Origin of the sequence: Leptothermofonsia sp. ETS-13 (assembly GCF_049200465.1) — a bacterium.
GTDB lineage: Bacteria > Cyanobacteriota > Cyanobacteriia > Leptolyngbyales > Leptolyngbyaceae > Leptothermofonsia.
Map to the genome: position 1 here is coordinate 2,052,958 of NZ_CP120836.1, position 13,752 is coordinate 2,066,709.

The following is a 13,752-nucleotide window of genomic DNA, read 5'->3' on the forward strand; positions in this document are numbered from 1 at the left end:
AGCCCCCCACCTATGCGCGACCCTGAAAGGAAATCCAACGTTTCAAAGATTGTGGTTGGCACTGTCCTCTGTTCCCTATCGGCAGCGGCAATCCAGGCTTACATTCGACAAATTTTAGAGGCAAACAAAAATCATCCGCCCGATAATCTTGAACAGAACGCCAAGAAAACAGACAGCACTTCAAACGCGGATACAGCAGAGGCGATCGCCGCTCCCGAAAATTTACCCGTCAATCAGCTAGCCAAACTGGCTTTTAGCCCAGAACTGCTCAATCCCGAACTCGATGCCACACTACTGGCGAAAACCCCAATCACTGTTCGTAGCAGGCAAGCTTCCAATTTCCAGCAGTATTACCGTCAGGTCCCCGCTCCCGGACAATGGTCATCCCCCAGTTCAGATGCGATCGCCCCGCCAGAAACCATGTCGTCCGTTTTAGCGGAACTGGCAGCGATCGACCGTGAGGATAAAATCCCGGCAATTCAGCTCACGGTCTCGCTCAACGATATTCAGGGGCATTGGGCCCAGTATTACATCGAATACCTCGCCTCCCGATACATCGTTCGCGGTTTCCCAGACGGTCGCTTTCGCCCAGATCAACCCATCACAGCGGCTGAATTTAATACGATGCTGCAACGAGCATCCCAGGACGCCGTTGTACCGCAACATACCTCCTTCTTTTCCATTTCCTTCGGCCAGTTGCAGGCTTTGAAACCGGGCCAGTCCGTCACCCGCGCGGAAGCGTCTGCCTTCATCTACCGGGCACTGGTGAGAAGTGAACCAGCCCAACTCGTAACCAACGTTCAAATTAGCGGTGAAGTCTCCCGCCCCGGTCGGTATTCCCTGGCCGCCGCCAGCGATGAAAGACTGGGACAGGGAAATAACCTGCCCACCCTTTCGCGGGCCATTCAGCAGGCCGGGGGAGCCCTATCTTCCGCCGATCTCCGCCAGGTCGAAATTCACCGCCGAACTGATACCGGAACAACAAAAGTGATCCGAGTTGATGTCTGGAAAACTTTGCGTTCCGGTAGCTTGGCCCAGGATGTTGTGGTGCAGCAGAATGACAGAATTGTGATTCCTGCGAGCGCCACCCGAACCCAGCCCGACCGAGGAAATGATACCGCCTATCGACAAAACTCTCCTCTTCGACCCGCCGCCCTCCAGGGTGAAAAGCCGCAACCCCGCAACCTTGAAATAAGGGAAAATCCCGGATCGATTAGCCTCCCAAGAACTAGAACCCTGCAGGAAAACCCAACATCAACCCCAATCAATCCATCTCTACAGCCAGAATCCCTCACTCCAGAACAAGACAACCCTGAAAAGGAATTGCCCCCCGCTTCCCCATCCCTGGTTCCTGTAGGCAGAGACAGAAATCCGGAGTTAAGAGTGATGAATCCCTCAGCATCGCCAACACCACCTCCCCTGGGAGAAGTAGGGTTGCGCGTGCCGAGTGGGGAGTAATGGGTGGATAGATGAGAGAAGGGTGGATGGGTGGATGAGTGATAGGGTAATAGCATGATGGGGTGATAGGGTATTTCCCTACTCCATTACCATTACCCCCTCACTCCATCACTCATCCACCCTCCCACTCATCCACTCCTTTCCCCTTCAAGCTTCTCCAAACTTACTCTCCTAACAACGTCTTCCGTGCTCGCCCCTGACGAGATTCGGCTTCTGCCATCACATCTGCCATGTTTTCCAGCATTTCGCCGGGAAAGTTCTCCAAAACCTTGGTGGAGAGGGAAATCCTACCTCTGCCTTCATCCAGATCGGCAATCATGGCTTTAATGGATTGCCCAACCTGAAATAGCACAGGCAGAGATTCAACGTAATTTTTGCTGATCTGGTTGATGTGAAGTAGGGCAGAAGTGCCGTCCAGGTCTACAAAGACGCCAAAGGGTTTTATTCCGGCAACTTTCCCTTCAACCAGTTGCCCAACTTCTAGTTGACTGAAGGCGACGGAACGAGTAGCTAAACGGTTGGAAAGTACCAGTTTGCCGCGATCGCGATCCAGTTCCAGAATCGTAGCGGTCAGACTGGTACCCTTCAGGGATTCCAGGTCATCGCGCTCATTCAGGTGCGATCGCGGAATAAACCCCCGCAGTCCCTGAACATCAACTGTGACCCCACCTTTATTTACTCCGGTTACGCGCACCTGCAAACTCTGGCTGCTGTCCTGCATTTCTGCCAGCCTATCCCAAACCTGTTTGATTTCAAACTGGCGCAGGGAAACCGTCACCTGCCCCTCAGCATCCTGTTCTTTGATGATTAAAAACTCCCGCTCTTCATTCAAAGGCAACACAAGCGAAACATCCGTAATTCGACGCAGACTGGCTTCCTGAAGCGGCAGAAAAGCAGGAGACTTTGCTCCAATATCGACAAAGGCCCCATCGGTTTCGTAGCTCACCACTTTTCCTGAGACAATCTGCCCCTTTTGAAACTGGTAATCAAACTGCTCCAGAGCTTTCTCAAAGTCCTCCATCGAAAAGGAGGATTCGGCTAGGCGAGAACGGGTTGACTTCGATTCCATGAAACTTACGAACTCAGCTTTCCTACTATATAGCAGCCGCCGAGAGAGTGGTGGGGTGGGAGAGTAGACGGGTGGACGGGTGGACGGATGGATGATTGGAGGGGTGATAGGTGATGGAGTGACGGGTAACTGACTTCCGACTTCTGACTCCTGACTTCTTTCTTCTTAGCCCCTATCCCCTCACCCCAACTCTCCCCGCAATTCCCTCTGAAATAACTGTTTCACCTGCTCCCAGGCATCGGCGGCGGCATCGGGGTTGTAGTCGGCTCGCTGGTCACAGAAGAAACCATGCCCGGCAAAGTAACGGAAGACTTTGTGAGGAATGCCATGTTTCTGGAGTTCGGCTTCGATCTGGTCTGCCTGGTCGTTGGGAATGAGAGAGTCCTGCACCCCAAAGAACAGATAGATGGTGCCCTGAATGTCCTGGGTGTGTGTGATGGTGGGAGGTCCCCCGCCAGGAGTCATGGTCGCAATGCCACCACCATAGAAGGATGCAGTGGCTTTGATAGCGGGCAGAGTCGCTGCCAGGTAGACGACGTGCCCCCCAAAACAAAAACCAATGGAACCGATTGCATTTTCGTTTACATTGGGTTTGGCTTGCAGGTAAGTGATCGCCGCCTGAATATCACTCAGCAACTCATCCGCTTTAGTCAGGTCTTTGTACTTGCGCCCCAGAATTGTCTCTTCCTGGCTGTAGCCCACTTCAAACCCAGGAGCGGTGCGTTGATAGATAGCTGGGGCGATCGCCACATACCCTTCCTTTGCAATCCGTTCCGTCACATCCCGAATGTGAGAATTCACCCCAAAAATCTCCTGAATCACAATTACCGCAGGAAACACCCCTTCTCCCTTTGGTTCTGCAAGATAGGAGTCAATTTGTAAGGCTCCATTCGGTACCTTCACCCAACCAGCCTGAATCTCTACCATATTTTTTTCCTAAAACCATCCTTGTTCAGATTCCAAAATTCAGTGCGGACTGTCAATCAATTTCTACTAAATGGGTTGAGCTAGCCAGAATCTGATTGCATTTCTCCAGATACTGCCGCCTGCCGTCTCATTCGTGCTTGTTTTTAGGAGACAGGATAGTGCGGACGTATAGCGGTAGTCATTGTGGTTAGGACGGGGTGGAGGGGGTGAAACCCCTGGTTAGGGACAAACCCACTCCCTCTTTATAATCTTTATAAAATTAATCGTGACTACTTAAAAATTAATCGTGACTACTTATTTGCCTGATTTTTTGAGTAATGCCTTTCAATGCCATGTTTCTTTCAAGAAACGTGGCATTTTTTCCTGGAAATGGTCGTTTGAATATGAAGTAAGCTTGAGAAAACTGTGTGAGTTCCCTGGTTAACAGCGCATAATTTCACATAATTTCGGTGGATAGCGGGCTATAAAGCTGCCTGCTCTAGCATAAAGGGATAGCCCAGAAATTCCGGTTATGGTTCAGTTTCATATCCAATCAGACAGCGATATTCCGGCATCAACCCAACTTTATAACCAGATTCTGTTTGCGATCGCCTCGCGCCAGTTTCCCCCCGGGCACCGATTGCCCAGTACCCGTCAACTGGCAATGCAAACAGGGTTGCACCGTAACACCATCAGTAAAGTCTATCGCCAACTTGAAGAAGCGGGTGTGGTCGATGCCCAGGCGGGTTCAGGCATCTACGTACGGGACCCAATTCAAGACGGAGGAGCCAAGGTCAAGTCACCCATCCTGGACCAGCACCCAGAAGCTTACAAGGTTGTGCAACAGAGTCTGGATGAGCTGCTACGCCTGGGTTGCTCCCTCAATCAGGCTAGGGAACTCTTCTTGGCAGAAATTGACTGGCGGTTACGCTGTAGTGCCCAGGTTTTAGTCACTGCTCCAACCCACGATATTGGAGCAGGGGAAGTAATTGTACGAGAACTGGAGCGAGCACTGAATATTCCGGTTCAGTTAGTACCCATGGAAGAATTGGAGCAAATATTAGATCAAACCCGCTCCGGCACCGTTGTGACCAGTCGCTACTTTATTGCTGAAGCAGAAGCGATCGCCGCCCCCAAATCGGTACGGGTTATCCCGGTGGATATCTACGACTTTGATTCTGAAATTAATCTGATCAAAAAGTTGCCTAAAGGAACCTGTTTGGGGTTGGTTAGCCTCAGTTCAGGTACAGTTGGCGTTGCAGAGGTCATCGTTCATAGCTTGCGGGGAGACGATTTGCTGGTAATGACCTGCCAATTGGGAGACACCTACAAACTAGGCGCCATTGTCCGCAGTGCCCAGACGATTATCAGTGATCAGGCAAGTTGTTTAGCCGTCAAGGCAGCGATCGCCGCAGCCAGGGAAGACCTGATCCGTCCGCCCCAACTCATCTGCTGCGAAAACTTCATTGTGACCAAATCTATCGAACTGCTCAAACGCGAGCTTGGCTTAGAGTAATTCAGTCTCTTATCAAATGAGCGGCGGCAGATAACCTTAAGCTCAGCACCAGTACCTTCAACTGTCCGCTGCATTTGAATTGCATTTGAATTATAGCTATAGTCACCAGCCTTGAACGGGGTACAAGGGTTCTACCCTTGCACCCTGTTCAAATTTCAACCGGGATCACTGTACCAGAATCTTGAAAAGAAAGGCGGCATGGAAAATCCATTGCCACCTTTTGCCGAAATTAGATTTACCTCAACTAAATTCAATTAACCCATTCTTCTCTAAAGAATGAGATAACTCACTTAGTCCTAAACCAACAATTGTCTGGACTCAGCCTCCAGCAGGTTAACCAGATTCTGGTCGCCCCGTTCTCTCGCTGCTTGTAGGCGACGCTCCAGATTACGGCGGAGGTTTTCCCGATGGGTTTCTTCAATAGCTTTCCGGGTGACAACTGCGCTGGCAGCAACAGGCTTGATGGCCCTTGGCCTAGCTGATTGGGTGCTGTCGGCCTGGCAAGTTTCTACATTTCGATTGGTATGATAGGCAACACCACGGTACTTCAAAACCCGATCTGCCTGCGGAACGGGCATTTCGTTCAGCGTATGGCACCGCCAATTTACACCACGATATTTACCAAGAATCTCGTTTTCTGTAACTTCCAGCGTTAGGGGTTGATATTCGTAATTAACACCACGATAAGAGAGTTTCATATGTTCCGCCTCGATTAAGCCTTGGGTGTGTTGTGGGATGAGGCGCGTTCCTTCGGGATTACTCCCTACTTCCGTCTCTGTTAGCAATCCCTCGAAAGTTTTTCGAGTGCCAAAGAGATGAACGAATATGTTTATGTCTGTACCTTATTTTACCAATTCTTCCTTTGCTTCTAACTTAAGAAAGATTTATAAAGATCTCCTGACAAAATTCTAGTTTGGAGAGGCAGGAGGCAGGAGACAGAAGGGGCACAGAGTAGATGAGTGGGAGGGGGGATAAGTGATGGAGTGATGGAATGGGAGAGTGGATCAACAACATCGCCAACAGGCTGGTTTCCAAAGCGGAATTAACCTACTATGCCCTGTGTGAGGACTTTCGATTCAGATCTGAACTCTCTATAGCTACCCAGCCTTAAAGCTCTATCGTGAAAGCCATTATTTTCGACTTTGATGGAACCATCGCTGACTCATTTGAGGTGGTGCTTACCATCAGCAATCGCCTAGCAAGTGAATTTGGCTATCCTCCTACCTGCCCCAAAGACATCAAACGGTTAAAGAATTTGAGTTCTAGAGAAATTTTGAAGCAATCAAAAGTCCCGTTCTTTCGACTGCCATTTCTTTTGCGGCGCTTGAGGATTGAACTTAACCGTGAAATTTGTACTCTCCAGCCTGCTCCTGGAATTAAGGAAGCTTTATTGGAGCTGAAGCAACAGAGACATCGGTTAGGGATCGTGACTTCCAATTCCAGAGAAAATGTGATGGCATTTCTGACGGCTCAGGGCATGGAAGAACTGTTTGACTTTATCGGCTCTGGATTAACTATTTTTGGTAAAGGAAAAGTTATCCAGCGAATTATTCAACAATACCATTTAGAGCCCGCTACAGTCTTTTACGTTGGGGATGAAACGAGAGATATTGAAGCCGCTAAAAAAATTCAGATTCGGGCGATCGCTGTCAGTTGGGGATTTAACTCCAGGGAAGTACTAGCCGAGCAAAATCCAGACTTTCTGATTCACCATCCCCAGGAACTGGTGGAAATCGTTACAGGAAATTGCAGAGCGGGAACTTGATCTGACTGTTTGATCCAGTGTTTGATCTAGACAACAGGCAGAAGCGAGAAGTCAGGAGTCAGAAACCAGAAGGAGAAGGGAGGGGTAGAGTATATGAGTGGGAGGGGGAATGAGTAGATGAGTAATCCTTTACCCCTCCACCCTACTCTCCAACAACTAACAACTCTTTGCCCTGGCCGATTTGGAAAAAGTGCTTGTGTTGAGTTCCGCTAAGACTTATTGTGTTCCTTAACAGAAGCTTTACAGTCAGTCCTATGACACCTCTGGTTGCAAACTACTACCTGACCTACCGCTGCAATGCCCGCTGCCACTTTTGTGACATTTGGGCTCTAGAACCGAAAAAGGAGGCAGACTTTGAAACTATTCGCCACAACCTGACAGATCTTCGACGGCTTGGTGTTAAATATGTGGATTTTACAGGTGGGGAACCTCTGCTGAGGAGAGACGTTGCCCAAATTTATGCTGAAGCCAAGCGTCAGGGCTTTTACACCAGTATGACAACAAACACCATCCTGTATCCGAGGCGGGCCCACGAGATGCAAGGGTTGGTAGATTTTCTCAACTTTTCGCTGGACGGTCCAGATGCGGAAACCCATGACCAGTCCAGGGGTGTGAAGATTTTTGATACTCTGGTTGAGTCGGTGAAGATTGCTCTTTCCCTGGGCGAGTTTCCAGTCTTAAACCATACAGTCACTGCCCAGAACTTTAACCGAATTCATGAAGTGGCTGAGTTGGGGCAGCGGTTGGGGGTGCGGGTATGGCTCAACCCGGCATTTACTGCCCATAGCAATTACAACTCTAAAAAGAACCCAACCCCGGATATGGTGGTAGCTATCGAATCTGCTGCCAGGCAATACAGCAATGTTGGCTACAATAAAGCTGCTCTAGAATTCATCAGAGCAGGGGGTAATAATACGCAAAATCCTCGTTGTAAAGCCGTCGATGCGGTGATTGCGATTTCCCCCCATGATGAATTGTTGTTGCCCTGTTATCACTTCGCTCAAACTGGAGTTCCAATTAACGGTCGTCTGTATGAGCTGTACAAACAATCCGAAGTGGTAGAGGATTATCGCCAATCCCAGGGCAAACTATCGGTGTGTGAAGGATGCACGGTCTGGTGCTATTTGATTCCAAGCTTCTTCAAAGGTTTAGACAAGTACTGGCTCTTAAATCAAGTAACCTATGCAGGAGAGTTCCTGGCCCGAAAACGATTCTTACAGCGAGCTAGAATCGCTTAACTCGTTGCTCGCAGATTTATCTCCGCTATCCGATTCTGAGGAACCATCCGGCGAACCGATCCGGAATGATTACCGTCGGCGAAAAGCCGCTGTCGCTCTGGTCATGATCTGGAGCGGCACCATTGCGTTGCACATGTTTACCTGGGGCTACTGGGTTGTACTGGGTTTAACCACCCTGATGGGAATTCATGCTGTCAGGTTTCTATTTGCCCGTCCAGGAATGATCCCAGAGCCTCTTTCAGATGAGGAATTGGCAACATCCCCCCTTGTCTCCATCATGGTGGCAGCCAAGAATGAGGAGGCGGTAATCAGTAGGCTAGTCAAAACCCTGTGTGATTTAGATTATCCATCCTGCCGCTACGAAGTCTGGATCATTGATGACAACAGTACTGACCGCACCCCTATACTGTTGGAGCAGCTGGCAAAGCAATATAAACAGCTACGGGTATTCCGTCGCCCAAAAGGGGCAGGAGGTGGCAAGTCTGGGGCATTAAATCAGGTATTGCCTTTAGCGAAGGGGGACATCATTGCGGTCTTTGATGCTGATGCTCAAGTACCCGCAGACCTTCTGCGGCGTGTGCTACCCTTGTTTAAGCGCCCAAATCTAGGAGCGGTGCAGGTACGCAAGGCGATTTCTAATGTCTCCAACAATGCCTGGATTCGGGGGCAGGTTGCTGAAATGGCACTGGATTCATTTCTGCAGCAGCAGCGGATTGCCATCGGTGGCATTGGCGAACTGCGTGGGAATGGGCAATTTGTTCGGCGTCAAGCCCTGGAAGATTGCGGTGGGTGGAATGAGGAAACCATTACCGATGATCTGGATTTGACCTTCCGCCTGCATTTGAAGCGGTGGGATATTGATTTTATGCTGGTTCCAGCGGTGGAGGAGGAGGGAGTCACACGGGCGATCGCCCTCTGGCACCAGCGTAATCGCTGGGCAGAGGGTGGCTATCAGCGTTATCTTGACTACTGGCAGCCCATTGTCCGCAATCGCATGGGGCCTCTGAAAACCCTAGATCTTTTTGTTTTCTGGATTATTCAGTACGTGATGCCAACGGCGATGGTTCCCGATCTACTGATGGCCGTTCTGCGCAGCCGCCCGATGCTACTCACTCCAATTTCGGGCATCACCCTACCCATATTCGTTTATGGGATGGTGGTCGGGCTGCGCCGAATCCAAAAAAACCAACAGGCTCGGTCTATCGCAAGTGCCGATGCAAATCCTGCTCAGTCCATGGCAAATCCTGGCGTCGGTAACAATCTCTCGCTGTTAAAAACCCTATTTCAGTCTTTATATGGCTTTATCTACATGTTTCACTGGCTGCCAATCGTCGCTAGCATGACAGCTCGGATTGCCATTCGCCCAAAACGATTGAAGTGGATCAAGACCGTACATCATGGAGCTTCACCAGATCTGGTAGCTGAGTGAAAATAGTTGTTATGTCCGACCCTTCTTACACCCAACCCAGCCGTGAATGGTGGGCACAACGCTGGATTGATGTGCTGGAGTCTTTCGGTTGGGTGCGGCGTTTAGCACGGGCTCGTGTTTATGCACGGGAAGGGAATGTGCTAAGCCTTGAATTTAAAGGTCCCAAGGTATTTGCTCTGGTACAGGGTACTGCACCAGAGCCCTACAAAGTGACTCTTTCCCTGGATCCGTTCACTGATGAGCAATGGGGCTACATTATCGAGTCAATGGCGCAACGGGCTGTGTTTTCTGCCAAATTGCTGGCAGGGGAAATGCCTCAGAATATTGAAGAGGTTTTTACCTCCAATGGCTTAAGTCTGTTTCCCTTTACCAAATTCGACATTCATAGCAAATGCTCCTGCCCTGATCCAGCTAATCCTTGTAAACATATTGGGGCAGTGTATTATCTGCTGGGCGATCGTTTTAGCGAGGATCCCTTTGTGCTCTTCCAACTGAGAGGACGCACCAAGGAACAAATTATCGAGGCCCTGCGCCAGATTCGAAGTGAAGGCAATCCAGAACCTGCTGCAAAGCCTGACCTGGAAGCGCCTCAAGGTTCCGCAGAAACACCATATGATGCATTTTTAGCAACTCAGAAACCGATTGAAGTCAATCAGTTCTGGCAATACACTGAACAACTGGAGCCCTCCCTCGTCGTCATCACGCCACCTCCCAGCGGTGAAACTGTCCTGGATGTCCTGGGTCCTATCCCTTTCAAGCCCAGTGCTTCTGGAAATGCAGAAACTGCTCAAGCCGTTATGGACTATCTCAAGAGCATTTATCAGAACGCAAGTCAGCAGGCAGTAATGAAGGCCATGAACTAGTGTTTGCAATACCAGGTTACGAAGACTGGCTCAGGCTTGAGTCTGTAGGGATGCAGAGTAAATTATCGCCCTGGGTGCAAATCATCCCGCGTTGGCGAAGCTTGCCCATCAAGCGAGTTACGGTGACTCGAGTAGACCCGATCGCGCTCCCAATTTGAGCATGGGTCAAAGGAAACGGCAAACAATAGCCACTTTCAGTGGGTTCACCATACTCCTCAATCAGCAGCGTTAGAAAGCCCAATAACCGATCAATAGTGCGGCGTTGACCCAAAGTACTCAACCACAGCAACTTGCGTTGATGTTGATAGCGGAATGCATCTAACACTTCGCGGCGGAAGTGGGGCCAGTTATCCAGGTCATGCCAGTACATCCATAAAACGGAAGTTTGGTCAACGTGGGCATAGCTCTGGAGCGTAAACGGGGATTGGGCAACAATTTCAAATGGTTGTCCAGCCCCAACAAAACCCAAAAATGCTTCCTCAGGACTAATTCGAGGGAGACGAGAAGAATTGCTACTGGTGGCATTGACCTGTGCACTCCCAACTAAACGGACTGCACCTTTTTGAACTAGGTAAAGAAGTCCGGGTCTAGCTGGGATCTTTTCATCTTTAGCAAAGGTGCGGACGCGGTAGTGCTCCTGAGACCAATCAATAATTCGCTGCCAGGTAAGAAACGGACGAGACGCCTCTGAGTTGGACGATACTGAATACATAGGCGGAGGCTGGGGTTAACTAAAACTACCAGAGAAAACTTGAATCGTTCAGTAAGCAGTCGTCAGACTACTGAGCCAAACTTTTGAGCCGAATTTTGCAGATATGTCTAGCTTGATACTAAATCTTTTTGCAGTCTTCACAATTACATTAAGGATAATCGAAGAAAACCGTTTGGTCGTCAGCAATTGCTACATTTTCGACGCAACTTCCTCTGGAATAGGGCTAAGGTACTAACTGAAACAACAATTCATCAACACAAAACAATTCATCAACACAATCAGATACTCTCGCCTTTTGCTAGATCCTAAGCGTTCAATGAGTGCAGGCTTACTCAGTATATTTCCTACACCGCTAACACTGTTACAAATTAGACTATACCGATCTCTTTGTCTACAGGGGGATATTTTTAAAGTTTCATTCCCCCTAAGTTACATCTTTGAACAGTTTACACTTGAAAATCTCCTTCAAGCTGGTAAAGAACTCGGATTAAAGCGTGTCAGAAGCTCCACTCAGGTTATTTATTCAACAGCAATTGCCCACAAAATTGCTGCCCGATCTTCCCAATCCGTTGTTCAAATTACGGAACAAACAGTGAATTTTATAGCAAAAAATATAATTGACCGGCTTGATGGCTGGTTTGGTGCTTATGAATTAGAAGCAGGCGTTCACGATATCTCTGTTCAGGCAACTTCAGCGGGACTGATTCAAATTAGACTGGGCGATCGCGCGATCGCAGCCTGGCTTAATTTCATCCTTCAGAACCTACCACCAGGAAAACCCCATGATTGGCCATCGCTTGCGCTTCAATCTCAAATTACTACGTCCGAGTTCCAGTCTCAGGCTTTTGCCATTCAACATTCCCATGCGCGGTGTTGCTCTCTTTTGCAGATGGCACAGCGGGAGGGGCTAATTACCCTAAATCAGTTTGAGCGATGTCTGGCTGTGTGGCAGTTTGTAAATCCGGTGTCTGTTCCCTGGCTGGATGCCGATTTTCACTTGCGTCTGGCTTACCCATCGGAACGCCGCCTCATTTGCCAGCTTCTGGCCGTTCTGGATCAAGTGGAGGGAGTGTGGCCTCCGCCTCAGCCAATTGAAAGCTTTCGTCTGGCAGAGGCGGTAAACCAGTGTTTTCAGGCATTTCACCGCGATCGCCCAATCTGGCACAGCATAGCAAACGATTCGACTGATCTGGCACAAGCCCAATTGGGATTAGTTATGGCAACTCAGCGCATACTTTACTGGTTACTTAATGATTTATTAGGTATATATACCCCGTCAAGTCTGTAAAACAGTCGTTCTTTATTCACTTCACTGGCAGAAACCCACCGGATTTAGTTTAGGTAGACAAACGGATTTAGTTGAGGTAGACAAATATAGCTGTCGTTAGGTTGCTTAAGACCTTGGTTTTAAGGAGGTGTGGGGGTTTCGCCCCCAGCCAGAGGTTCCCCCTTTGCCCCCCCTAAGCCTGGTGGCTATAGCTATAACTTTTTTTAATTCGTTTGGGGATGACAAACCCAGACTGGTCGGCTATATTTGAATTGTGTGAGGAGCGAACCAGCAAGAGCACCGAGACGAAACACGGCAAGTCGTCGGTGCTCTTTCTGACTTTAAAGGCTTCTAAGGGTTGATTTGAGATGGGAGCCGTTCTGAAACGGCTATTACCCCACCCCAAATTTCGGCGTTGCTGAATTTGGGTATGAAATAGGTGCAGTATGCTCGAAACTTCGTTTCGATTCATTACTGATTTTCAGCAACGCCGAAATTTCTAACCAGCCCTACAACAAGAATTTTTTGATTGCCACTGCCGCCCCATCCACTTCAACATCGGGGGCAACCCAATCGGCTCTGGCCTGAACGCCTTCTGGTGCATTCCCCATTGCTACTCCAATTCCGGCATATTCAATCATTTCGACATCGTTGAAGTTATCCCCAATCACCATCACGTTTTCTGCCCCAATTCCCAGGTAGTCTTCGGCAAGATATTGCACGGCAGTTCCTTTATTTACCCTGGGATTGGTTGCTTCAAAGAAGGTGGCAACGGAGGTCGTGAGGTAAAGTTCAGCGGGGGTGTATCGCTTGCGCAGGTCACCCAACACGGTGTCAATCAGAACTGGGTCGTTGGTCAGAGCCAATACCTTGGTTGGTTCGGTGTCTAGTGTGCAGCGAAGATCGCCAACGGGAATGGGCCTGACAGTAGAACGGGAAATGTAATCCTCTGTCGCCGGAGTTATTTCCCGCACATAAAGCTGGTCGTTGATGTAAAAGTGAACGGAGAGGAGCGATCGCAGTTCTGGCTGTTCAAAATAGTCCAGCAGTTCTAGCGCCAGATGCCTGGGCACAGTCCAATGACGGTGAACGATACCGGTGCGTGGATCTTTGACCAGGGCACCCTGGTAAACCATCAACGGCAGAGTTGCCCCAATTTCGTGGTGGAAGCGCAGGGCCGATTGATACATGCGCCCGGTGGCGATCGCCACCTGAATGCCTTTTGCCTGGGCCGCTTGAACAGCTTTTTTAACAGGTTCGCGAATTTGGTTATCAGCTCCGGCGATCGTGCCGTCAATGTCCAGTACAAGCAGTTGGATGTTTCTTTCAGCGGTTAAAGGGGTTGCCTGGGTAGCGGAGTTGGTTGAAGTAAGATCTTGCATAATTCGGGGTTTGGTTTGCTGGTTGGCACGCGATTAACAGGATGACACTCGTTACCGGTAGGCGCAAACCCCTGTTTTTCGATCTCAAACAATTAATTTCGTGCATTCCTGTTAGGACGGCACATAATGTGGAAGCAGATTTCAGGC

12 protein-coding genes and 1 riboswitch are annotated in these 13,752 nt (G+C 49.3%); of the genes, 7 read left to right on the forward strand and 5 right to left on the reverse strand.

The window, feature by feature from the left end; all coding sequences use genetic code 11:
* Nucleotides 1-12 precede the first annotated feature (12 nt).
* Complete coding sequence (locus tag P4D80_RS09115; protein ID WP_421658779.1) at nt 13-1,458, forward strand: S-layer homology domain-containing protein; 1,446 nt, start codon at nt 13-15, stop codon at nt 1,456-1,458.
* Nucleotides 1,459-1,621: 163 nt separating this feature from the next.
* On the opposite strand, the gene P4D80_RS09120 is transcribed toward P4D80_RS09115, so the two are convergent.
* Both P4D80_RS09120 and P4D80_RS09125 read right to left on the reverse strand, forming a co-directional pair.
* Nucleotides 1,622-2,527 (reverse strand): S1 RNA-binding domain-containing protein, encoded by a 906-nt coding sequence (locus P4D80_RS09120; RefSeq protein ID WP_421658780.1) that lies wholly within the window; start codon nt 2,525-2,527, stop codon nt 1,622-1,624.
* 180 nt (nt 2,528-2,707) lie between these two features.
* The gene (locus tag P4D80_RS09125) at nt 2,708-3,454 is read right to left on the reverse strand and encodes a dienelactone hydrolase family protein (protein WP_421658781.1); all 747 of its coding nucleotides are present in this window, start codon (nt 3,452-3,454) and stop codon (nt 2,708-2,710) included.
* A 511-nt stretch (nt 3,455-3,965) separates the two neighbouring features.
* Here P4D80_RS09125 and P4D80_RS09130 point away from each other — a divergent pair.
* The gene (locus tag P4D80_RS09130) at nt 3,966-4,949 is read left to right on the forward strand and encodes a GntR family transcriptional regulator (protein WP_421658782.1); all 984 of its coding nucleotides are present in this window, start codon (nt 3,966-3,968) and stop codon (nt 4,947-4,949) included.
* A 296-nt stretch (nt 4,950-5,245) separates the two neighbouring features.
* Here the strand turns inward: P4D80_RS09130 and P4D80_RS09135 are convergent, their stop codons facing one another.
* Nucleotides 5,246-5,647, reverse strand: coding sequence for a DUF4278 domain-containing protein (locus tag P4D80_RS09135; RefSeq protein ID WP_421658783.1), 402 nt, complete (start codon nt 5,645-5,647; stop codon nt 5,246-5,248).
* A gap of 41 nt (nt 5,648-5,688) precedes the next feature.
* Nucleotides 5,689-5,773: riboswitch (Glutamine riboswitch) on the reverse strand.
* Between the two features lie 296 nt (nt 5,774-6,069).
* Between P4D80_RS09135 and P4D80_RS09140 the strand changes: the two genes are divergently transcribed.
* From P4D80_RS09140 to P4D80_RS09155, 4 genes are all read left to right on the forward strand, one after another.
* Nucleotides 6,070-6,714 carry an HAD-IA family hydrolase gene (locus P4D80_RS09140; protein ID WP_421658784.1) on the forward strand — a complete coding sequence of 215 codons (645 nt, stop codon included), beginning with the start codon at nt 6,070-6,072 and terminating at the stop codon, nt 6,712-6,714.
* 254 nt (nt 6,715-6,968) lie between these two features.
* Complete coding sequence (locus P4D80_RS09145; protein ID WP_421658786.1) at nt 6,969-7,952, forward strand: radical SAM protein; 984 nt, start codon at nt 6,969-6,971, stop codon at nt 7,950-7,952.
* Entirely contained in the window at nt 7,897-9,381 is a 1,485-nt protein-coding gene (locus P4D80_RS09150) for a glycosyltransferase (RefSeq protein WP_421658788.1), read from the forward strand. Before P4D80_RS09145 ends, P4D80_RS09150 begins: the two co-directional genes overlap by 56 nt.
* Nucleotides 9,382-9,392: 11 nt before the next feature.
* Nucleotides 9,393-10,244 carry an SWIM zinc finger family protein gene (locus P4D80_RS09155; RefSeq protein ID WP_421658790.1) on the forward strand — a complete coding sequence of 284 codons (852 nt, stop codon included), beginning with the start codon at nt 9,393-9,395 and terminating at the stop codon, nt 10,242-10,244.
* Between the two features lie 16 nt (nt 10,245-10,260).
* Here P4D80_RS09155 and P4D80_RS09160 read toward each other — a convergent pair whose 3' ends face one another.
* The gene (locus P4D80_RS09160) at nt 10,261-10,956 is read right to left on the reverse strand and encodes a Crp/Fnr family transcriptional regulator (RefSeq protein ID WP_421658792.1); all 696 of its coding nucleotides are present in this window, start codon (nt 10,954-10,956) and stop codon (nt 10,261-10,263) included.
* Between the two features lie 592 nt (nt 10,957-11,548).
* On the opposite strand from P4D80_RS09160, the gene P4D80_RS09165 reads away from it, so the two are divergent.
* On the forward strand, nt 11,549-12,244 hold the full coding sequence (locus P4D80_RS09165; protein WP_421658794.1) for a hypothetical protein: 696 nt from the start codon (nt 11,549-11,551) through the stop codon (nt 12,242-12,244).
* 488 nt (nt 12,245-12,732) lie between these two features.
* Here P4D80_RS09165 and P4D80_RS09170 read toward each other — a convergent pair whose 3' ends face one another.
* Complete coding sequence (locus P4D80_RS09170) at nt 12,733-13,605, reverse strand: Cof-type HAD-IIB family hydrolase (RefSeq protein ID WP_421658795.1); 873 nt, start codon at nt 13,603-13,605, stop codon at nt 12,733-12,735.
* Between the last annotated feature and the right edge of the window lie 147 nt (nt 13,606-13,752).